This is a genomic window from Geothermobacter hydrogeniphilus (assembly GCF_002898515.1).
Lineage (GTDB): Bacteria > Desulfobacterota > Desulfuromonadia > Desulfuromonadales > Geothermobacteraceae > Geothermobacter_A.
In genome coordinates, this window is record NZ_PPFX01000012.1 from 29785 (window position 1) to 51544 (window position 21760).

Annotated in this window: 23 protein-coding genes and 2 pseudogenes; 19 read left to right on the forward strand and 6 right to left on the reverse strand. The window is 61.3% G+C overall.

Annotated features, from left to right (window positions below):
* Positions 1-15 precede the first annotated feature (15 nt).
* The 6 genes from C2E25_RS07030 to C2E25_RS07055 all read right to left on the reverse strand — a co-directional run bounded on the left by C2E25_RS07030 (position 16) and on the right by C2E25_RS07055 (position 6090).
* The gene (locus tag C2E25_RS07030; RefSeq protein ID WP_103115055.1) at positions 16-1230 is read right to left on the reverse strand and encodes an efflux RND transporter periplasmic adaptor subunit; all 1215 of its coding nucleotides are present in this window, start codon (positions 1228-1230) and stop codon (positions 16-18) included.
* An 11-nt stretch (positions 1231-1241) separates the two neighbouring features.
* Positions 1242-2621: a TolC family protein gene (locus tag C2E25_RS07035; protein ID WP_103115056.1), complete on the reverse strand. Its 1380-nt coding sequence runs from the start codon at positions 2619-2621 to the stop codon at positions 1242-1244.
* A 192-nt stretch (positions 2622-2813) separates the two neighbouring features.
* Complete coding sequence (locus C2E25_RS07040; protein ID WP_103115057.1) at positions 2814-3236, reverse strand: hypothetical protein; 423 nt, start codon at positions 3234-3236, stop codon at positions 2814-2816.
* A 52-nt stretch (positions 3237-3288) separates the two neighbouring features.
* On the reverse strand, positions 3289-4149 hold the full coding sequence (ccsB, locus tag C2E25_RS07045) for a c-type cytochrome biogenesis protein CcsB (protein ID WP_103115058.1): 861 nt from the start codon (positions 4147-4149) through the stop codon (positions 3289-3291).
* A gap of 11 nt (positions 4150-4160) precedes the next feature.
* Positions 4161-5573 (reverse strand): cytochrome c biogenesis protein ResB, encoded by a 1413-nt coding sequence (gene resB, locus C2E25_RS07050; protein ID WP_233189361.1) that lies wholly within the window; start codon positions 5571-5573, stop codon positions 4161-4163.
* 103 nt (positions 5574-5676) lie between these two features.
* Complete coding sequence (locus C2E25_RS07055) at positions 5677-6090, reverse strand: hypothetical protein (protein WP_146032917.1); 414 nt, start codon at positions 6088-6090, stop codon at positions 5677-5679.
* Positions 6091-6263: 173 nt separating this feature from the next.
* Here C2E25_RS07055 and C2E25_RS07060 point away from each other — a divergent pair, with 173 nt between their 5' ends.
* The 19 genes and pseudogenes from C2E25_RS07060 (at position 6264) to C2E25_RS07150 (ending at position 21750) form a co-directional block, all read left to right on the forward strand.
* Positions 6264-8120, forward strand: a complete 1857-nt coding sequence (locus tag C2E25_RS07060; RefSeq protein WP_103115060.1) for a hybrid sensor histidine kinase/response regulator — start codon at positions 6264-6266, stop codon at positions 8118-8120.
* An 80-nt stretch (positions 8121-8200) separates the two neighbouring features.
* Complete coding sequence (locus C2E25_RS07065) at positions 8201-8560, forward strand: ArsR/SmtB family transcription factor (RefSeq protein WP_103115061.1); 360 nt, start codon at positions 8201-8203, stop codon at positions 8558-8560.
* A pseudogene (locus tag C2E25_RS07070) lies at positions 8560-9630 on the forward strand (SO_0444 family Cu/Zn efflux transporter). The gene C2E25_RS07065 and the pseudogene C2E25_RS07070 overlap by 1 nt, the downstream one beginning before the upstream one ends.
* Positions 9631-9691: 61 nt before the next feature.
* Positions 9692-10510: a nucleoside phosphorylase gene (locus C2E25_RS07075; RefSeq protein WP_103115062.1), complete on the forward strand. Its 819-nt coding sequence runs from the start codon at positions 9692-9694 to the stop codon at positions 10508-10510.
* Between the two features lie 209 nt (positions 10511-10719).
* Positions 10720-12183, forward strand: a complete 1464-nt coding sequence (locus tag C2E25_RS07080; RefSeq protein WP_103115063.1) for a sensor histidine kinase — start codon at positions 10720-10722, stop codon at positions 12181-12183.
* A gap of 47 nt (positions 12184-12230) precedes the next feature.
* Positions 12231-12476: pseudogene (locus C2E25_RS18090) on the forward strand (response regulator); the annotation flags it as partial.
* Positions 12477-12642: 166 nt separating this feature from the next.
* Complete coding sequence (locus C2E25_RS07090; RefSeq protein WP_103115064.1) at positions 12643-13524, forward strand: sigma-54 interaction domain-containing protein; 882 nt, start codon at positions 12643-12645, stop codon at positions 13522-13524.
* 272 nt (positions 13525-13796) lie between these two features.
* Positions 13797-14228 carry a cytochrome c maturation protein CcmE gene (locus C2E25_RS07095; RefSeq protein WP_103115065.1) on the forward strand — a complete coding sequence of 144 codons (432 nt, stop codon included), beginning with the start codon at positions 13797-13799 and terminating at the stop codon, positions 14226-14228.
* Positions 14225-16171, forward strand: coding sequence for a heme lyase CcmF/NrfE family subunit (locus C2E25_RS07100; RefSeq protein ID WP_103115066.1), 1947 nt, complete (start codon positions 14225-14227; stop codon positions 16169-16171). Before C2E25_RS07095 ends, C2E25_RS07100 begins: the two co-directional genes overlap by 4 nt.
* A complete protein-coding gene (locus tag C2E25_RS07105; RefSeq protein WP_103115067.1) occupies positions 16168-16650 on the forward strand; it encodes a cytochrome c-type biogenesis protein in 483 nt (160 codons plus the stop codon). The genes C2E25_RS07100 and C2E25_RS07105 overlap by 4 nt, the downstream gene beginning before the upstream one ends.
* A gap of 2 nt (positions 16651-16652) precedes the next feature.
* On the forward strand, positions 16653-16943 hold the full coding sequence (locus C2E25_RS07110; protein ID WP_103115068.1) for a hypothetical protein: 291 nt from the start codon (positions 16653-16655) through the stop codon (positions 16941-16943).
* Entirely contained in the window at positions 16936-17661 is a 726-nt protein-coding gene (ccmA, locus tag C2E25_RS07115; RefSeq protein WP_158247173.1) for a heme ABC exporter ATP-binding protein CcmA, read from the forward strand. Before C2E25_RS07110 ends, ccmA begins: the two co-directional genes overlap by 8 nt.
* Positions 17658-18338, forward strand: coding sequence for a heme exporter protein CcmB (locus tag C2E25_RS07120; RefSeq protein ID WP_103115070.1), 681 nt, complete (start codon positions 17658-17660; stop codon positions 18336-18338). The genes ccmA and C2E25_RS07120 overlap by 4 nt, the downstream gene beginning before the upstream one ends.
* A 1-nt stretch (position 18339) precedes the next feature.
* Entirely contained in the window at positions 18340-19017 is a 678-nt protein-coding gene (locus C2E25_RS07125; RefSeq protein ID WP_085010069.1) for a cytochrome c biogenesis protein, read from the forward strand.
* Positions 19018-19062: 45 nt separating this feature from the next.
* Positions 19063-19629, forward strand: a complete 567-nt coding sequence (locus tag C2E25_RS07130; protein WP_103115071.1) for a CcmD family protein — start codon at positions 19063-19065, stop codon at positions 19627-19629.
* A gap of 299 nt (positions 19630-19928) precedes the next feature.
* Positions 19929-20327: a MerR family transcriptional regulator gene (locus tag C2E25_RS07135; RefSeq protein WP_103115072.1), complete on the forward strand. Its 399-nt coding sequence runs from the start codon at positions 19929-19931 to the stop codon at positions 20325-20327.
* An 11-nt stretch (positions 20328-20338) separates the two neighbouring features.
* Positions 20339-20986 carry an alkylmercury lyase family protein gene (locus tag C2E25_RS07140; RefSeq protein WP_103115073.1) on the forward strand — a complete coding sequence of 216 codons (648 nt, stop codon included), beginning with the start codon at positions 20339-20341 and terminating at the stop codon, positions 20984-20986.
* Positions 20983-21375: a mercuric transporter MerT family protein gene (locus tag C2E25_RS07145; protein WP_103115074.1), complete on the forward strand. Its 393-nt coding sequence runs from the start codon at positions 20983-20985 to the stop codon at positions 21373-21375. The genes C2E25_RS07140 and C2E25_RS07145 overlap by 4 nt, the downstream gene beginning before the upstream one ends.
* An 18-nt stretch (positions 21376-21393) precedes the next feature.
* On the forward strand, positions 21394-21750 hold the full coding sequence (locus C2E25_RS07150; protein WP_103115075.1) for a metal-binding (seleno)protein: 357 nt from the start codon (positions 21394-21396) through the stop codon (positions 21748-21750).
* The last annotated feature ends 10 nt before the right edge of the window (positions 21751-21760 follow it).

Below are 21760 nucleotides of genomic sequence, written 5' to 3' on the forward strand. Positions count from 1 at the left end.
GATGGCACCTCCCGCCTAATGTCCATGACCGCCACCAAAAGCGCCCTTGGAAAGCTGTGCTTTGAGGGTAAAAGCTCCGGTACTGGCGTACTTTTCGCCGGGCTTCAGACCTTCCCTGATCTCCACCTGCAGGCCGTTTTCCCTACCGACAGTCACCGGCCGCGGTTCGAAACCATCCTCATCCAGTACGAACACCACGGTTTTCCCTTTCAGGGTCTGCAACGCGGTCTTCGGCACCAGCAGGGACACATCCACGCTGCCGACCGCCACCCGGGCGGTGATGAACATTCCGGGCCGCAGGTCCCCCTGTGGATTGGGCAACTCCGCCCGGGCCAGGGCGGTCCGGGTCTCCTCTCCGACCAGCGGTCCGACATAGGAGAGGGTTCCACTCACCGGGGCAATGTCGTGGCCGATCTCGATCACCACCTTCTGTCCCTTGTGAATCTTGACCAGGTCCTTCTGGTAGACGTTGATGTCGACCCAGACCGTACCCAGGTCAGCAACAACGAACGCCTCGGAAGAACCGTTCAGGGCCTCTCCCAGGGTAATATGCTTCTGGATCACCGCACCGCTGAACGGAGCCCGCATTTCATAACGGGTATAGGTCTGGTCCAGGTGCTCCGGCAATTGCTTGAGGTAGCCCTCACTGAACCCCAGGGCATGCAGCTTCTGTTCTGCCGAACGCAGATTGATCCGTGCTTCGGCAAAAGCCTGCTTGGCATCGAGATACTCCTGCTCCGCCGAAACCTTCTTTTTCCAGAGTCGCTCCTCACGATTAAAGTTGGCCTCGGCCAGGGCCAGGCGTTCCCGGGCCGCCAGGTATTCAGCCTTGGTATCGGCCAGTTCCCGGCTTTCCAGCACCGCCATCACCTCTCCCCCCTTAACCTGGTCGCCGAGCTTCTTGCGAACCTCGCGGACAATGCCCGGCACCCGGGGCACCACGTGCGCCTGCCGGTCGGCGTTGATGACAATCTCTCCCGGCAGGTCGACAAAGGTGTCCAGGCGACCGGGTCCGGCTTCCCTGACAACGATTCCGAACTCTTTCATCTCGGCAGCGGACAGGCGGACGACACCTTCCTCGTGACCGCCTTCAGATTCTTCCCCGGCATGAGCCGGTTTCCCGCCCTGTTCTCCGGCCGTTACCGTGGCGGGCAGACCGGCAGCAAGGACCAGCACCAGCGACAGCGCCGCCGGCAAAATATAAAACTTGTTCCGTTTTCTGTTTTTCATGTTCTGTATCCTCAATCCTGTTTTTCGGGTTCAGGTGAAAAGTCCGCCAGCGGGCTGGCAATCAAACGCTCAATATCGGCCCGGGCGGTATTGTAGTTCGCCAGAGCATCCACATACTGCCCACGCACTTCAAACAGGGTGCGCTGAGCGTCAACGACTTGCAGAAAACCGAACTTGCCCTCGCGGTAGCCGAAATTGGCCGCTTCGAAGGCCTGCTCGGCTCCGGGGAGCAGCTCCTTTTTCAGGACCCGCAGCTCATCATGGGCACTCCGAAGCTGCTGATAGGCGACGGACAGTGCCGCCTCGATCCTGTTTTTCGCCTCCTGCCGCTGGTGCCGGGCACGGTAGTAACTCGCCGTAGCCTGTTTCCGCCCTCCCTGGTTGCGATCAAATAACGGCAGGGGGATCGCCAGTTCGGCCACCAGCGCATTGTCTCCGGTGTCCTGGAAATTCCGCACACCGACCATGACGGTGAGATCCGGCACCGCCCCGGCATCCGCCAGGCGCCGTTCCGACCGTCTCTGCTCCAGCTCGGTCTGCCAGCGCGCCAGGTCGGGGTTATTATCGATGGTGCGCAGAAGCTGTTCGAAGGGTGGCAATCCGGGTGCAACTTTCAGATCACCGCTCGCCTTGCCGAACTTGGCCCTGGTGGCCCCCCAGAAGGAGACCAGCGTCTTGCGTGCCGCCTCCAGGGTTCGCCGGGCCTTGGCACTGTTCAACCGCGCCGCGGAATACTCGACCCCGGCCCGGGTCAACTCCAGCGGCGAAACCTTGCCGGCCTCGACCCGTTCACGCACGGCACGCCGGACAGCATCGGCCAATTCCGCCAGCACCTCGGCCTGCGCCACCCGCTGCTGAGCCGCAACCACCTCGATATAGGCCTTGGTGGCCGCGGTAAACACATCCAGGCGAATCGCTTCCCGATCCCAGTCGAGCAACTCTTTTCCCAGCCGGGCAACCTGCTTTCGCTTGTCGCGCTTGCCCCCCAGTTCCAGCAGTTGACTGATGGAGAAGGTTGTCTCGGCGGCGGCGTAGCCGCTCATCTCATCCTCCCCGGCAAAATTCTCCATCTCGATCGAAAAATCCGGGTTCGGCAACAATCCGGCCTGGAGTTCCCGTCCGGCACCGGCCTCGGAATTCCAGGCGGCGGAAGCCAGTTTCGGGTTGTAGCGCATGGTCAGCCGCAGCGCCTGGCTGAGGCTGAGATCCCCGACCGTAGCAGGCACATCAGCCCCCTGCCGGTTGTCACGGTTTTCCCGGGGGATCTCGAAGACCGGATAGTTTTTTCCCAGGGAGTTCGGCTTCGAGCCCGGTTCACCGGCCAGAACCGGTGCGGTAAAAATGAAACCGAGACAAACCACTCCCAGGGAAACAAGACGGTGTAAAAACATGTCATTGCTCCTGTCACGTCCCCTCTCCGGAACTCCGGAGGAGACGGTTCTGCGGCGCCCGCAGCACGGCACTATGCCGCCGTAAAGGCGCTGTTGAATTTTTTTCTACGAAGAAAACTTAAACCGGGTTTCCGACCGAAACAGCTGCAACGGCGGCAAACCCAGCCTCGAATGAGGCGGGGGGGGGATAAATCAATACCGCAGGATGGTCGTTTTCAGAGCCGTCAATGCAACCCGGGGAGGCCCGGTCGGTTGCAGATACCTTCTCGCCGCCGCAACCGGCGGGAAGGTATTCTGTTCGGGCCACACGAAGAACGGGGAGGACTCCGCCGGCGGAGCAAGTACGCTGACCGGTGCAGGCGACCGCTTGTAAGCCAGGATGTCCGGAGCATAGTCCTCACAGAGGCTCTTGATCTTCAGCCGGGCCGATGAATCCTCCCGACCACCTGTCGACGACGAACCTTCGGAACAGCTGCCCACAGAATGAACTTCAAGATGACTGCGTCCATCCGCATCCATACAGAGGACCACGCCATGGGCCAACCCGTGCCAGAGCAACAGGTAGGTGAACAACGCAAACCAGCTGACAAATTTTCTGACGGCTATACGAACCATTCTATAACCTTTGCAAAACGACGCATAAACAATACCTGAAAAGTCACCTTTATCAACTGCCGCCGTAAGAATGCAGTCCCGACAGCACCAGGTTGACCCCTAGGTAGCAGAAGATGGTGGCGACGAAACCGAACACCGACAGCCAGGCAGCCTTTCTGCCGACCCAGCCACGGGTGAAACGGGCGTGCAGGAAGGCCGCATAGACGAACCAGACGATCAGGCTCCAGGTTTCCTTGGGATCCCAGCTCCAGTAGGTGCCCCAGGCGTAGTTGGCCCAGGCGGCACCGGTGATGATGCCGAGGGAAAGCAGCGGGAACCCGATCATGATCGCCTTGTAGTTGATGTCATCCAGCACCCGGGTGCTCGGGAAGAGCGCCAGCACCCCGCCGTCATCCCGGCCTTCACCGTCATCCCGTCCCTTGCGCGCCTTGATCAGGTACATGATCGACACCCCGCAGGCCACGGCAAAGGCGGCGTAGCCGAGAAAACAGGTGATCACATGATAGGTCAGCCAGTTGCTCTGCAACGCCGGAACCAGCGGATCGATGGCGTCACTGAGATAAAGCTGCCCCCAGATCATGCCGAAAAACGCGAACGGCAGCACGAAAGCACCGATCGCCCGCTGCCTGTATTTCAGGTCGATGAGGATATAGATCAGCAGGATGGTCCAGGCAAAAAAGACCACCGATTCGTAAAGGTTGGAGAGCGGCGCGCGGCCGTCTCCGCCCAGAATCTGGTATGACTCGTACCAGCGCATGCCGATGGCCGCGGTATGCAGCGCGAAACCGACGTAACAGCAGATGTTGGCGACCAGGGCAACGGTCCGGTTGCGGATCACCAGGTAGGAGATGAAGGCGAGCATGGCGCCAAAATAGGCGATGGTGGTGATATTGAAAAGCTTGATACTGAGCATGAGGATCTCCCTTAAGTGTTCGTTTCAACAACCGGCAGCGGGGCTGATTCCGGGGTCTGTCGACCGGTCAGCTCCTCCTTGAGCCGGGACTTGAAGTCCTCGAAGAAGATTTCAAAGGCCGGCTGATTGCGATGAGCGTTGCCGGCGACCCTGATCAGGCTGCCGTCCCCGGCCGGTTCGATGGTCAGCCAGATGCGCCGGTGGGAGAGAAAGAAGGCGGAAAAACATCCGGCAACCAGCAGGAAACAGCCTGCCCAGACCACCCAGACTCCCGGGTCTTTGGCCACCTGCAGGCCGGTGTAATATTGTTGTTCAAAACTGTCCACGGCAAATGAATACGCACCGCCGCGCTGGGCATCAAACTCCGGAAAACGCTGAAACACCACGAAGGCATTGCCGTGCTTTTCATTCTTGTCGTTGAGATGCATCTGGATCGCCGGTCCGAAACTCTTGTAGCTGTCGGTGTAGTCGGAGATAGCGAAGGAACTGCCGTCCGGCAGGGCGACATGTTCGCCGCGCTGCGCTTCAAACTTCAGCTTCCTGCCGCTGCTCCGTTCGGTGACGGTCAGCTTGAAAACCGGCTCTCCGGCGGGCCCGTAACTCGACTGGTAGAAGGTCAACCCGCGGTAACTCAGCGGATCATTCACCTCAATGGTCTTTTTCAATACTTCCCGCCCACCTTCAAGCACCACCAGGTCGCTGGTGAACTCCTTGGGACGACGGGTGCCGGGATAGTAGGTCACTTCGAAATTGTCGCAGCGAACCTCGAACCCGATCGCGATCGGGTTTTGGCTGTCGCGCGGCCAGACCTTATCGGTGCTGGTTCCCTCGGCGATATTGACATAGGCCTTGTATCCCCAGACACTGCCGATAATGGCGCCGGCAAAGATGATCAGGATGGAAAGATGAACCACGTAGACACCGAACCGGGCCCAGGCCATTTTCTGCGCGAAGAGATGGATGCGGTCGTCCCTGGCGGTGACCACCGGGGCGGCAAAGTGTTTGCGCATAAAAGCGGCCAGCCGGTCACCAGCCCGGTCAACGGCCACCGGAACCGTGAACTCGTCACGATTGGCGAAACTCCGATAGTGTTTTTCAACGGGCGTCAGAACGGGATGCTTCACCAGCTTGAGAATGCGCGGCAGCCGCCTGATGGAACAGCAGATCAGATTGACGGCGAAGATATTGAGCAGGGTCAGAAACCACCAGGAATGGTACATGTCGACAAAATCGAGGGCGACAAAAACCCGGTAGACCCTCTCACCATACTCCTGAATGTATTCCTGGGCGGGTTTCCCCTGCTGCACCACCGTACCGATAATGGAGGTGAGCGCCAGCAGAATCAGAGTGGTGATGGCGAGCTTCAGAGAACAGAAAAAGTCCCAGATGATCCCCAGAAAAGACTGGTCTTGTTTGTTGGTCACGGAAATCACTCCTGAATAAAGCCTGGCGGACATGAATCGCGACAACAGATTCACGCCCTGATGTTTCTAGAATGCCGAAAAAAACGGGATCCTTCGAAACGGCTTAAATCAGGAGAATGATGGTCCGCAGAGAGGCGAGGACAGAATTTGGTTGCGGAAGGGCACGATGAAGAGAAGATTCCGTCACCGGTGGCGGAGAAGAAAGGTCCTGCCAGAAGCTGAAAGCCGGTGCCGCAACACCATCGGCAACCCGTGAAGACGGCTGGAAGGAAACCAGATGAACAGTGTCGACACCCGCCGCCCGGTGGTGATTGTAGCATGGGTGACAGGGCGCCTGGGCACTCCCGGCCGCCTCCAGGCAGCCCACGGCGGCATCTGCGCCCTGATCACTGAGACAGGCCGCCGGGTCCGCCGCACAGCAGGCAACAGCCACTCCGCCGCCGAGGCCGAACAGCAGGTAGGCGAAAAACACCAGCCAGTTCAGTTGTTGAAAAAATCGTCGCAAAGGTACAACCATCTCGTATTCATAGGTGACGTAAGGTCCGTATATGAGGACAATGCAAACCGGGTGCCAGCAATCAGGGCAGGCATTGGCCCTCTCCGCGGGCAGAAGTCGACACAGCCAATGGCATATTATATACTCCCGAAAACTCGAGGTCGGCAGAGAAAAACCTCCCGAGAAGAGGCTTCATGGGCAGTTCACGCACCGACAGCAATCGACCCTACCTGCTGCAAAGTCTGTTTCAGATCACGGTTCTGGTCTGCCTGCTGATCTTTGTCGGCTGGTCGCTGTTCACCATGCGGCAGGCCGAAGAACGAAGATTCCGCTTCGAGGCCCTCAATCGCTGCCGGGTTCTGGAAGTCGCCATTGCCGATATACTGCATGGCGGCTCGAAACACCAGATCGACCAGATTCAGAAACGGATCGACAAACTGGTACAGAGCGATCCGCGCATTGTCTGCCTCAGCGTCATCGCCAAAGCCGCGGACGGTCGCTACCGACATATTGCCAGCAGCCTGCCGATCCGGGTCGGCAAACCCGCCCACGAAGAAGATCTCGAAGCCCTCTCTTCCGGAAAAATCATTTTTCTCGATGAAGACTACCGCGATGTCGGGGCGCTCGACATCACCTATCCGGTACGGGATTTCGACGGCCGGACCGTCGCCCTGCTCGGCTACACCGTCAGCCGCGAAACCAATGATCATACCCCGCTGGTTCTCAGCGGGCTCGGCCTGCTGACCTTCTTTCTGCTGTTGTTTCATCTCCTCCAGGCCCGCGTTCTGGCCCGCCAGGACCGCTCCATCCAGCAGAGCCTGCGCCGGCAGCTGCAGGACGAGGAATCGCTGCGCAGCATGGCCGAAGAGCTTCACCAGGCGAAAAAAATGGAGGCCATCGGCCTGCTTGCGGGCGGCGTGGCCCATGATCTGAACAATATGCTGATGGGCATCGTCGCCCTTCCCGACCTGTTGCTCGAAGTCGACAATCTCACCCGCCGGCAACGAGAACAACTGGTGGATATCCGCGATGCCGGCCGCCGCATCGCCGATGTTGTCGCCGACATGCAGGCCCTCTCCCGCGACAGTGCCGCCAGCCGCGAGATCGTCGATCTCAACCGGATTATTGAAGAGTACCTCGACTCCCCCGAATATCGGGAACTTTGCCGGCATCACGGGGTTGACCTCTCCACCGAACTCGAATTCTGCCTGCCGGCGGTCATCGGCACCGGCTCTCATCTGCGCAAGGTGGTCATGAACCTGATCATCAACGCCATGGAAGCCTGTGACCGACAAGGACAGATTACCGTCAGCACCTCGACACAATCACTGACCGAACCCCATAAAGGCTATGAAACCGTTCCCCCGGGAAAATATGTCCGCCTGCGTATCAGCGATACCGGCAGCGGTATCGATCCGGACATCATGGGACAGGTCTTCGACCCCTTCTTTTCAAAAAAAGGTCTCGGACGCAGCGGGACCGGCCTCGGTCTGGCCGTCTGCTGGTCGATCATTCATGATCACCGCGGTTATATCGACCTGTACGCCAACCAGCCGGGTTCCGTCTTCGATATCTATCTCCCGGCCAGTGTTCTGGAAACCCCGCTGCTGACCGAACAGGACGCCCCGCTGTCGCGGGCGCAGGGAAGCGGCGCCTCGATCATGGTCATCGACGATGAAAGCGGCCCCCGCTCGGTCATCTGCGACATGCTCCGCTCCCTGGGCTACCGGGTCTTTGAAGCCGACAGCGGGGAAGATGCCCTGGAGACCCTCTCCCGGCGAAAGGTTGACCTGCTGCTGCTGGACATGGTTATGCCCTCCGGCCTGAGCGGCCTTGAGACCTATCGACGCGTTATCGCCCTGCACCCCGGCCAGAAGACCCTCATCGTCAGCGGTCAGGCTGAATCGAACGATGTCAGGGAGGCGCAACGCCTCGGGGCCGGGCTGTTTCTGAAAAAACCCCTCAACCTGCAGCAGCTGGCAACCGCGATTTATACTGAACTGCACCATCCGCCGAATTCAGCTCCCCATCCCGACACCATCAACCCCTGAATACAACCCCCCTTGACAGGACGCGTCAAAGGGGGCAGACTGAAAACATCATTTGAACACTTGCTCAACTGTGAGGAGAAATGGATTCCGATATCTGCCAGGTCACCATCGTTGACCGACAACGTATCGCCCGTGCCGTAGATCAGCTGCCCGACCCGCCGGTTCTCACCGAGGTCGCCGCGACCTTCAAGCTGCTCGGCGACCCGACCCGACTGAAAATCCTGCACGCCCTGGCGGCGGAGGAACTCTGCGTCTGTGATTTAGCGGCGCTGCTCGCGGTCAGCATCTCGGCGGTCTCCCATCAGCTGCGGCTGCTGCGGGGCCAGGGCGTGGTGCGTTTTCGCCGTGAAGGAAAAATTGTCTACTACCAGCTCGATGACGACCACATCCGCCAGGTAATGGCCGACATGCGCGCGCATATCGAAAGTTGCCGGAGATGATGGCCATCCTGCTTGACGTTCTCTCTGAATGCTGGCGAATCCTGCTTGAATCCGCCCCTTACGTGCTGTTCGGCTTCTTCGCCGCCGGACTGCTCAAGGCGCTGATCCCGGATGACGCCGTCGCCCGTCATCTCGGTCGCAACGGTGCCGGTTCGGTCATCAAGGCTTCTCTGTTCGGCATCCCGCTGCCGCTCTGTTCCTGCGGGGTGATTCCGGCCGCCATCGGGCTGCGCAAGCAGGGCGCGAGCAAGGGAGCGACCGCCTCCTTCCTGATCTCGGTCCCGGAAACCGGGGTCGATTCGATGGCCATCACCTGGGCGCTGCTCGACCCGCTGATGACCCTGCTGCGACCGCTGGCGGCCTTTTTCACCGCCATCTGCGCCGGCCTGTGGATCAATCGTCTGCCGGAGGCACCGGAACCGGAGGCTCCTCCATTGCCACCGGGCTGCGGCTGACCGGACAAAGACGCCGGGGGTTCCCCGGCACCGACCACCCGGCCGCCTCTTTCCGCCCGTCTGCGCCACGGCCTCGGCTACGCCTTCGGAGATCTGCTCGGCGACATCGGCAAGTGGCTGCTGCTCGGCATCCTGGTTGCCGGGCTGCTCTCAGCGCTGATCCCGGAAGAACTGTTTCAGCACTTCTTCGCCAACGAACCGCTCTCGCTGCTGCTGATGCTCGGCATCGGCATCCCGCTCTACATCTGTGCCAGCGCCTCCACCCCGATCGCCGCCGCGCTGGTGCTCAAGGGGCTCTCCCCGGGCGCGGCGCTGATCTTCCTGCTCGCCGGCCCGGCCACCAATGCCGCCACCCTGACGGTGGTCGGCCACCAGCTCGGTCGCGCCGCCACCCTGCGCTACCTGATCAGTATCGCCGTCTGCTCGCTGCTGTTCGGCTGGCTGGTCAACCGACTCTACGCCGTCACCGGCATCAGCATCAGTGACTGGATCACCCCCGCCGAGGCCACCGGCGACTCACCGCTGGCGATCACCTCAGCGATCCTGCTGCTGGTCCTGATCGGCTGGAACCTGCGCCCGAGACGCGGACGCAAGGACGACTGCTGCGGTTCCTGAGCGGGATGCTGTTGGCGTTGAAATGGACAATCTCCCGAAGTGATCTGTCGGAGCCCGTCTGATGAAAACTATTGCTGACAAAAGCTTGAGCGCCCTTCCGATACTTGCCCACCAGACGGCCGAACCTTCGGTTTTCCTGCCGGAGAATCTGCTTGCCCAGGCATCTTCGATGAAGGGTGAGGGGCAAGCAAAAATCCCGGCCTGCTGCCTTCTCGATTTCGACGGCGAGCTGATTGCGGTGGCACAGAAACATTTCGCCGCGCGCACCAGCCCGGACTGGCCCTGTTTTCACACCTCGCTGCTGATCCTGGAACAGGACGGTTTTGAAATGGGCCTGATCGGCGGCACGGTCGGGGCTCCTTTCGCGGTGCTGGTCTGTGAGCAGTTGATCGCCTGCGGCTGCCGCCACCTGATCGGCTACAGTTCGGCAGGAGCAGTCGGCCGGCAGCAAAAACCGCCGTTTCTGATGGTTCCCGACCGGGCGATGCGCGATGAGGGAACCTCGTATCACTATCTACCCCCCGCGCCCCGGGTTGACGTCCGCGGGCAACTGCCGGCGATCCTGTCCCGCCAGGCGAAGACTTGCGGCCTGCCTGTCTGCCGCGGCACGACCTGGACCACGGATGCGCCCTATCGGGAAACCGCCACGCAGATCGAGCAACACCGTACCGCAGGGGTCCGGACCGTAGAGATGGAGGCTGCTGCGCTGATGGCTTTGGCTCAGGTCAAGAAAGTTGAAATTGCCTCGCTGCTGCATGTGACCAACACCATGGCCACCGGTGACAACGATTTTCACAAGGGACCGGACGACATCAACCGCAAGGTCATTGAATGCTGTCTCGCTGCGATGCGGGAAGCTATTGAACAGAACCACCAATAAAAATCATCGGGCTATGGTCATATTTCCCGACGATTCAAACAGGATCTTGTTGCTGTCGGCTCCGGCAGCGTTTATCGTATTTCTGAATCAGCGGTCGTCTCCGGTCAATCAGCACCGTTGCCCGGCCCGGCCGCGAGGTGCCGACTTCGGGCCTGAAATACCCGCGGGCACCACAGAGGCAATCCTCCCATCCAGCCGAGGCTCGCCAGATGCGCATCGCTACCCGGATCTTTCTTTACCTGTTCACCCTGGTCACCGTTGCTTCCGCGGTGCTTGGCTACGTGTCGATCCAGGATGAAAGAATCCACCTGCTCGCCGGGGTCCGCTCGGAAGCCCGACTGATGGCCCGCTCATTGGCGGCAGTGCTGCGCCGCTACCACCCCGGCGACCTTGCTGTCGACCTGAACCGGCTGCTCGCCGACATCACCCCGCGCGAATGGGAACCGCCGCCCATGCTCCGCTTCTATGCCCGCGACGGTGCCCCGACCGGAGTCGCCTGCGCCGAAGGCAACCCCCTCGCCCTGCCCCACAAAAGAATCGACCTGAGTGTCTTCAACGGGAACGGCCGCGAGGACATCATCGAAACCGGCACCGAACAGTTCTTTTCGATCATCGTGCCGGTCCGGGGAGTCGGAAACTCTCCCCAGGGCGCCCTGGAAGTCGTGCTGCCGCTGCGGCAGGTCAACCAGACCCTGGCGGGGCTCACCCGTCGCTTCCTCTTTTTCACCCTGGCCCTGATTCTCGGGCTGGGCGTGGTCATCAGCCTGATCACCCGCTGGAACATCAGCCAGCCGCTGCAGAAGCTGGCGGTCGCCGCCCGCCTGCTCGGAACCGGCAACCTCGCGCTGCGGATCGAACCGAGCAACGTGCCCGATCTCGATCAACTGGTGGAAGAATTGAACCGGATGGCGGTCAGCCTGGAAGAACAGTACCGCTCCCGCGAGGATTTCTACCGGCAGAAGCTGGAGCTGGAACGGGGCCTGCGACATGCGGAGAAACTCGCCTCGGTGGGCCAGCTCACCTCGGGCATGGCGCACGAAATCGGCACCCCGCTCAACGTCATCATCGGCCGCGCCGAACAGCTGCTGGGGCGGCTGGCGGCGGACGATCCCGGACGCAGGGCCCTGGAATCGATCATCGACCAGAGCGAACAGATCGCCGGGCTCATCGAGCGGCTGCTGGCCTTCTCGCGGCAGGATATCAAGTGCTGGGAAGAAGTCGACCTGGAGGCCCTGCTGCGGGAATCCCTGAGCCTGTGCCGGATGCGCTTCCCGAATCGCGACTTTTCCGTCGACCTCGAGCTCGACCTGCAGGTGGCGAGCATGACCGGCGACACCAACGCCCTGCGCCAACTGTTCGTCAACCTGATGCTCAACGCGATTCAGGCGGTTGAAGGGCAGGGCCGGATCCGAGTTTCCTCGGTCCAGGCGGAGCAGCGTATCCAGGTTGTTTTCGAAGACAATGGCCCCGGTATCCCCGAACAACTGAGGGAAAAGGTCTTCGAACCCTTCTTCACCTCCAAGGATGTCGGCGAAGGAACCGGCCTCGGACTCTACATCACAGCCAACATTGTCGAGGATCACGGCGGCGACATCCGCATCGAAGACCGGGCGGGCGGGGGAGCCCGCTTTGTCATGACCTTTCCGATCAGGCAAGAGAGGAGCCAGGCATGACCAGTCCGCCCCCACTACGCATCCTGATTGTCGACGACCAGCCGCAGATGCGGGAACTGCTTGCTGATGTTCTCGGTGAACGAGGCTATGCCGTAACGACAGCCGGAGACGGCGAACAGGCTCTCGACCGCCTCGCCGAACAAGCCTTTGAGCTGATCATCAGCGACATCCGCATGCCGTCGATGGACGGCGTCACCCTGCTGGAACGGGTCAAGGATGTCCCGGGATTCTCCCCGTTCGTGATCCTGATCACCGCCTTCGGCGACATCAACGACACGGTCCGGCTGATCGATCGCGGCGCCTACGATTACCTGATCAAGCCGTTCAAAACAGAGCAGCTGCTGATCACCGTCAAGCGCGCCGAACGGGAACTGGCCATGCGTCGCCGGGTCGCCGAGCTGGAGGAGAGCCTGACCCGGGGGGGCGGCGCATCCCGAGCTGGTGGGCCGCAGCAGTGCCATGGCCGGCGTGCTGACCCTGATCGACAAGGTCGCTCCCGCCGAGGGCGGGGTGCTGATCGAAGGAGAGACCGGCACCGGCAAGGAACTGGTCGCCCGGGCGATCCACCGCAGCTCGCCGCGCCGGAACGGTCCCTTCGTCGCCGTCAACTGCGCGGCGCTGCCTGGAGAACTGCTCGAAAGCGAACTCTTCGGCCATGTGCGCGGTGCGTTTACCGGCGCCGTCGAAGACAAGCCCGGGCTGTTCCTCGAAGCGCAGGGCGGCACCCTGCTGCTGGATGAAATCGGCGACATGCCCCTGCCGCTGCAGGCCAAGCTGCTGCGGGCTCTGCAGGAACGCCAGGTGCGGCCGATAGGCGGCTCCGAACTGCGGGACTTCGATGTGCGGGTGCTGGCCGCCACCAACCGCAACCTGCTGGAGGACGCCCGGGAGGGGCTGTTCCGCGAAGATATCTATTACCGCATCGCCACCTTCCGGATCGCGCTGCCGCCGCTGCGCCGCCGCCGCGAAGACATTCCGGCCCTGCTTGAGGAATTCATCGCCCGTTTCTCCGGCACCCGACCGCTCGCATTCGAGCCCGAGGCCCTGCGCGCCCTGGTTGACTATGCCTGGCCCGGCAACGTGCGGGAACTACAGAACCTGGTCGAACACTGCAGCTATCTCTGCGACCGGGGAAAGGTCAGGCTCGCCGATCTGCCGGCGGAAATCCTCAACAGCCTGCGACCCGACGAACAGTTCCGCTGGACCGACATCAAGCCCCTGGCGGAGCTGGAGCGCGACTATATCCAGCATGTCATGCGTCTCTGCAACGGCAACAAGGTCCAGGCGGCCGCCCTGCTCGGCATCAACCGCAAGACCATCCAGCGAAAACTGAACGACTGACCCCGCGCCCCCTTCCCCGCCCCGCGCACTGCGACAATTTGTCCCACAGGTCCTTATTGTCGCAGCCGGGCCCTGATCCCGGCCTTCCCGCCACCCTCCCTGAACGTCGAATTTACCCAGCAATTCCAGCACTATGGCTTCATTCTCGGTCGCCATGGACCTTCTGGCACATCCCATGCTCATTATCCTGGCAAGAGACACCGCTGTCCCCGAAGTTCTGCCGGTGAGTTTTTACGACGCCACCAACCTTAAATAAAGCGAGTTTATAGCAGATGAAAAAATCGAATCGAAAAGCTCTGCTTGCCATCCTGGTCATCGTCGTCGGAGTCGGCTTCCTGATCTGCCGCGGACTTTCCAGTACCAGCGTCTACTACATGACAGTCGCCGAACTGAAAAACTCATCTTTGGGACAACAGCTCAGCCGGAACCAGTCCGTACGCGTCGGCGGGAAGGTGATCGAGGACAGCATCGACTACAACCAGCGCGAACTGGTGCTGCGCTTCGCCCTCCGGGACGAGAGCCGGCCGCAGCAGCGGATCGACGCCGTCTACCGCGGAGCCCGACCCGATGCCTTCAAGGCCGATATCGAGGCCCTGCTCGAAGGAACCTACGACCGCGGGCAGAATCTCTTCCTGGCAAAAACCCTGCTGGTGAAGTGTCCGTCAAAATATGAATCCGACCTGAAGCAGGAGGACAAACCGTGATTACTTTCGGAATTCTCGCCCAGTTCGCCGCCCTGGCGTTCACGCTGCTGTCCATGGGGCTGCTGTTGGGCGGCCTGGGGCGCAACAATCTGCGCCTGGTGCAGGCCGGCAAACGGGGCCTGCTCAGCGCCGCGGCAGCCACCACCCTGGCCTCGATCGCCCTCGGCTACCTGTTTCTGACCGACGCTTTTCAGGTTGAATATGTCGCCTCCTATTCCGACCGGGCCCTGCCGCTGTTCTACAAGCTGACCGCCTTCTGGGCCGGGCAGAAGGGCTCGCTGCTCTTCTGGGCCTGGGTGCTGAGCCTGTTCACCGCCCTGGTGATCTTCAACAACCGCAAAGAGCGGGACGACCGCAGCAGCCCCTACGTCTACCTGGTGCTGGCAGCCACCCTCGGCTTCTTCCTCTTTCTGCTCTGCGTGGTCAGCAACCCCTTCGACACCCTGGGCTTCACTCCCCGGGACGGCAACGGGCTGAACCCGATGCTGCAGAACCCGGGGATGGTCTTTCATCCGCCGCTGCTGTTTTTCGGCTACATCGGCTTCACCGTGCCCTTCGCCTACGCCATTGCCGCGCTGATCACCGGCAACACCGACGCCAACTGGATACGCAAGACCCGCGCCTGGAACGTGCTGTCGTGGATCTTCCTGTCGATCGGCATCATCCTCGGCGGTCAGTGGGCCTACGTCGAGCTCGGCTGGGGCGGCTACTGGGCCTGGGACCCGGTGGAGAACGCCTCCTTCATCCCCTGGCTGGTGTCGACCGCCTTCATCCATACCGCGATCATCCAGGAACGGCGCGGGATCATGAAGGTCTGGAACATGGTCCTGATCCTGCTGACCTTCGCCCTCTGCATCTTCGGCACCTACCTGGTGCGCAGCGGCGTGCTGCAGTCGGTGCATGACTTCGGCGCCACCGGCCTGGGCGGCTACTTCCTGTGCTTCGTCGCCGTGGTCCTGATCGGCGGCTTCTACCTGCTGGCCGAAAGCTACGGCGAATTCAAGACCCCGGGCAGCGTGGAATCGTACCTGTCGCGGGAGAGCACCTTCCTGTTCAACAACGTGATCCTGCTCGCCCTGGCCTTCGCCACCCTGCTCGGCACCATCTTCCCGATCCTCTCCGAAGCGGTGACCGGCAACAAGATCACCGTCGGCCAACCCTTCTTCAACCAGGTCAACACCCCGCTGTTCCTGATCCTGGTGCTGCTCACCGGCATCTGCCCGCTGATCGGCTGGCGCAAGGCCTCGGCCGCGAACCTGCGTCGCAACTTCCTGCGTCCGTCGCTCACGGCCCTGCTGGCCGGCATCCTGATGGGCGTCTCCGGGATCAGCGAACCCTATGCGCTGCTCGCCTTCTGCCTGGCGGCCTTCGTCTGCGCGACCATCATCCAGGAATACGTCACCGCCATCCGCTCGCGCAAAAAACTGACCGGGGAATCCTCCGCGTCGTCCGCCCTGAAGCTGCTGTGGCGAATGCGCCGACGCTACGGCGGCCATATCGTCCACTTCGGCCTGGCGATCATGGTGATCGGCATCGCCGCTTCTTCGGCCTACAAGCTGGAAAACCAGGGGACGCTGGCCAAAGGAGAATCCCTTGCCATCGGCGACTTCACCCTGAAATACGAAGATTTCCGCATCTATGAAAAATATAACCGAACCGTCTACGTCGCCCGACTCGGGGTCTTCAGGGACGACACCCGTATCGATGTCATGGAGGCTGAGCGCCGCAACTACATCAACGCCAAGCAGCCAACCACCGAAGTCGCAATCCGCTCGACCCTGCTCGAAGACCTTTACGTCACCATGCCGGGCATCGGCCGCAACAATGAAATCACCCTCAAGGTCGCGGTCAACCCCCTGCTGATCTGGATCTGGATCGGCAGCGGCATGATGGTGCTGGGCGGCATCCTGGCCATCATTCCCTCTCGGAGGAAAGAGACATGAACAGCCTGGCGTTACGCTTTACCTTACCGGTCCTCTTCCTTCTGCTGCTGGCCCTGCCGACCGGGGGACTTGCCGAACTGACCGAAACCGAGGTCACCGAGAGCCTGATCTGCTACGCCTGCCCGGGAGAACCGCTGAGCATCGACCGCTGCAGCGGCGGCGACCGGATGCGCGAAGCGATTCGCAGCATGCTGGCCGAAGGCAAGAACAAGCAGCAGATACTCGACTACTTCGTCGCCCAGTTCGGCGACAGCATCCTGACCACCGTCCCTAAACGCGGCTTCAACCTGGTCGCCTATCTCGGCCCGATCGTCGGCCTGCTGATCGGTATCCCGGTCGCGATCCTGGTGATCCGCCGCTGGGGCTCAGCCGGGCAGAGACAGACAACCGAAAAACCCGCCGGAACAGCGACGGTCCTCGACGACAAGATGAAACAACAGATCGAGACCGAACTGGCCCGCCTGGACGAGGAGGACTGACCATGGAAATCGCCACACTGCTGCTTATCAGCCTGTTGCTGATGGTCTACACCCTGCTGCCGGTGTTCCGACCCGCCACCCCCCTGGTCCGGGAGCAGAACCCGCTGGAACGCTGGCGGCAAGCCCTGGAGCAGGAGAAGAAAACCAATCTGAAAGCGATCAGAGATATCGATTTCGAACTGGCAACCGGCAAGATCAGCGCCGAGGACCACGAGGAACTGCGAACCCTTTACAGCCTCCGGGCAGCCGATGCGATCGCCGCCTGGAAACGGCTGCGGGAAGACCATGACTGAAGCAACCGGGGCACCCTTTCTGCAGATCAGCGGACTGAGAAAAGCCTACGGCAATCTCGAAGCACTGCGCGGCGTCGACCTCGAGCTGCGCCGCGGCGAGTTCCTCTGCCTGTTCGGACCCAACGGCGCCGGCAAATCGACCCTGCTGAAAATCATCGCCACCCTGCTGCGCCCCGACAGCGGCCGGATCAGGGTCCTCGACAACGACCTGCAGGAGAATCCGGAAGCCTACCGCGCCCGGCTCGGCATGGTGTCCCACCAGCCGTTCGTCTACCAGGACCTGAGTCTGCTCGAAAACCTGGAATTCTACGCCGCGCTCTACGGGGTGAAACAACCCCGGAAGCGGGCGCTGAAGCTGCTGCAGCAGGTCAAACTGATCCAGCGCTGCGACATGCCGGCGGGCGACCTCTCCCGCGGCATGCAGCAGCGGCTGAGCATCGCCCGGGCACTGGTCAACGATCCCGAACTGCTGCTGCTCGATGAGCCGTACACCGGCCTCGATGAGCATGCCGCCCGGATCTTCGGCGAGCAGCTGCGGATGCTGCACGATAACCGTCGGACCATCATCATGGTGACCCACAACCTGCGCCGCGGAATGGAGTCGGCGACCCGCCTGGGCATCCTCGCCCGCGGCCGGCTGGCTTACCTGCAGGAGAAAGACCAGGTCGATCCGGCCTCTTTCGAGGCACTCTATTTTCAGCACCTGGAGGCGTCATGAACAGCCTGCGGCAGATACTCTTTCTGCTCGGCAAGGACCTGCGGATCGAATTGCGCAAAAAGGAATCGCTGGTATCGATGGCCTTTTTCGGCGCCCTGCTGCTGGTGATCCTCAACATCGCCGCCGGTGTCGACAACCAGGTTGATGCCGATGCCGGCGCGGGAATCCTCTGGGTGGCGGTGATCTTCTCCGCGGTGCTCGGCCTGGGACGGGTCTTCGCCCGGGAAAAGGAGAACGGTTGCGTGGCGGCGTTGCTGCTCAGCCCGGTCGCACCGGGGGAGATCTTCATCGCCAAGGCGCTGGTCAACTTCATCCTGATGGTCCTCGCCCAGCTGGTGCTGGTACCAATTTTCTACGTTCTGTTCGGCAGCAACTTCAGCGGCGGCCCCGTCGCCCTGCTGCCGATCCTGCTGCTGGTCAACCTCGGCTTTTCAACCGCCGGCACCCTGATCTCGGCCATCTCCGCCGGTACGCGCCGCAACGAGGTGCTGCTGCCGATCCTGCTTTTCCCCCTGCTGCTGCCGCTGACCGCGCTGGCGATCAAGGCAACCGCCGGGGTACTGGCCGCGCGCCCGCTGTTCGAACTGCGGGATCAGATCGAACCGATGATCGCCTTCGGCCTGATCTTCAGCGCCGCCGGCTACCTGCTTTTCCCTTTCTCCATCAGAGAGGACTGATATGCCCGGACTGAACCGACCCGCTCTGCTGCCCGCTCTCGCCGGCCTGCTGATCCCGCTGGCCATCGGCATGATTTTCTTCTACGCGCCGCTGGAACGGACCATGGGGATCATCCAGAAAATCTTCTACCTCCACCTGTCGCTGGCGGCGACCGCCTTTCTCTCCTTCTTCGTCGCCTGCATCTCCGGAATCATGTACCTGCTGCGCCGGCAACGGATCTGGGACGCCCGACTGGCGGCCAGCATCGAGATCGGCGTGGTTCTGACCACCCTGGTGCTGATCAGCGGCTCGCTCTGGGGCCGACCGATCTGGAACACCTGGTGGACCTGGGATCCGCGCCTGACCACCTCGCTGATCCTCTGGTTCATTTTCGCCTCCTGTCTGATTCTGCGCTCGGCGGTCGATGAAGAGGGCAGGAGGGCCAGGTTTTCCGCGGTAATGGCAATCATCGGCTTTGTCGATGTGCCGATCGTCTTTCTTTCGGCCCGACTGTGGCGCAGCATTCATCCCACGGTGATCCGCAGCGAAGGGATCGGTCTGGAACCGGCCATGCTCGTCACCCTGCTGATCAGCATCCTGGCGATGCTGGTTTTCTGGGCGGCCCTGTTCCGCCTGCGCTGCGCCCAGTACCACCAGGAAAACCGTCTCCGGGATCTGCAGCAGCAACTGCAGCACTGACCCGCGACCCGTTACCGGCAACAACCGATACTTGAGGAGATTGACATGGAACACGCGACCTATCTGATCATCGCCTACATGGCCATCTGGGGCGGTCTGGCCGGCTACCTGCTCTGGCTCTCCAACTGTCAGCGCCGGACCGCACGACAACTGGAGCTGCTCTGCGCCCAGCTTGAAACGCACCTCAAAACCTCACCCCGTGATGTCAACGCGCTGCTCTCTCTGGGAGACGCCTACCTCAATTCGCGCCGCGCCATGGAAGCCTTCCGGCTTTTCCAGCGCACCCTGGACATCGAGCCGGGGAATGTTCACGCTTTGAGCGACCTCGGCAGCCTGTATCAGCAGATCGGTCAGTACGACAAGGCGCTGGACAGCTACCGGCGCGCCTTCGAGAGCCGCCCGGACCACACCGGTTCGCTGTTGAACATGGCCCTGATCTACAGCCGCCACAAGGGGGAGAACGTCAGGGCGCTTGAACTGCTGCAACAGTTCCTGAACAGCAACCCCGAACCGCAGCTGGTGGCCACCGCCAAACAGGAGATCGCCCGGATCAGGCAGGTCATGCAGGCTGCCAACAGCCCCGCCTCACCGGCTCCGGCAGGCCGCGACTGAATGCGGTGCGCTTGAATCCTGACCGTGGGATCATGCCGGATAAATAAGTGCGACCCGCAGCAATGAGCTCATCAGCCAAACGTCGGAACACACCGGGCCAGACTTCCGCAACAGGAAGCCTGGCCCGCCTTTTTCAGCGACAATCCACTTCACCGGCTCAACGAACCCGCTCCCGGCATCCAGAAGGTTTTCCAAAAGCCTGAGACGGGCATCCCTGTCTCCTCCTCAAAAAAATGCTACATTTGTCTTGACACCGTACCATGGTACGGCAACTACTCTTGAACCATGCGAGGCCAAAAATGAACAACCTGACCATCGGCCAGGCGGCCGGACTTGCCGGCGTCGGCGTTGAAACCATCCGCTTCTACGAACGGCAGGGGCTGATTGAACAGCCGCCAAAACCACCGGAGGGGTTTCGCGTCTACCCGGCGGAGACGATCCGCAAGATCCGCTTCATCCGCCGGGCCAAGCAGATCGGCTTCACCTTGAAGGAGATTCGGGAACTGCTCGGCTTCTATTTCGACACCGGTATCAGCTGTGCGGATGTTCGGGAGCGGGCGATGGTAAAGATCGCCGACATGGAAGCCCGCATTGCCGCACTGAAAAGGATGAAAGCGGCCCTGCAGACGCTGGTGGATGAATGCGGCAACGGCGACGACAGCTGCCCCATTCTGGAATCCCTGGCGGATGACGACTGAGGGAAAAAACCATGAATACGCTGGATATTCTCCATCATCTCAACGACCTGCTGCCCCTGAAGGCGCGACAGAATGCCCTCGCGAAAGAGGATGCGGCATTGCATCGGTCCATTCTGCGATCTTTCGCAGAACGGGGCAAACCACGACAGAGGATTGAAAAGGGAGGACGCGCGGAGATCGCTGCCGCCCTGCAGCGATTGCGCAACAGCGACCTGGTCGTTCTTGACGGCCAGGGGGACATCATCGGTGCCTACCCGTTCACCCTGGAAGAAACGCCCCATCGCCTGACTGTCAACGGTCACCGGGTCCACGCCATGTGCGCCCTTGACGCCCTGGCGGTCAGCCCGATGTTCGACTGCGAGGTGCGAATCGATTCGTCATGTGCGCTGAGCGGAGAGCCGATCCATATTCAGCAGCGGGATGGGGTTCTGCTTCATGTCGAACCTTCTGAAAACCTGCAGCTGGGTATTCATTGGCAGTCGGTTGCGACCTGCGCCGCCCACAGTCTGTGCCGGGAGATGGTTTTCCTGAAAGATCCCGACACCGCCATGGCCTGGCAGCAGGCCGAACCCGAAACCAGGGAACGGGTCGAGCTTCGGCAAGCGATCCGGGTCGCGGCCCGATTTTTCACCCCCCTGATGCAGGAGTCAACAGCATGACAACCCGCAATGAATCCACCCTCGTCGGAACGGACGCGCCGCAAGGGAAAAAACTGGCCGGCCTCGGCCTGGTCGGCGCCGTCATCAGCGGCTTTCTCGCCTCGGCCTGTTGTATCGGCCCGCTACTGATGGTTTTTCTCGGCATCGGCAGCGCCGGCGCCCTGACCGCCCTTGAACCCTGGCGCCCGGTCATGATGGTCCTGACCTTCCTGTTTCTCGGCCTGGGATTCCATGTTACCTACCGCAGACCGCAAACGGCAGACTGCAGCGAAACCGCCTGCTGCAGCCCCGGCCGGAAGAGGCTGCAGAAAATCATGCTCTGGCTCGCCACCCTGTTTTCCCTGGCGATGCTCTTTGCCCCGCAGATCATGTCGCTTCTGCTTGACTGAAAAGGACCGAGGTGAACCATGAAAAAAATTCTGAAAGCTGTCGCGCTCCCCGTTCTCCTGGCCGTTCTGGCCCTTGCCCCGACAAGCTGGCCACGACTGACCCAGGGGCAGGGGATCTATGGGGTCATGCCCGCTCATGCGGCCGAAGTCCGCACCGCCCGCCTGGCGCTCAAGGGATTGACCTGCGCCTCCTGCAAATATGCCGTCAAAGCCGCCCTGAACAACCTGGACGGCGTCGAACAAGCGGATGTCAGTTACAAAAAAATGACAGCGACCGTCCTCTATGATCCAGACATGACAACGCCGCAACAGATGGTTGAGGTGATCGAGAAAGCCGGCTACCAGGCCGAAGTGCAACCCAACGAAGCAAAGTGATTTCGAGAGG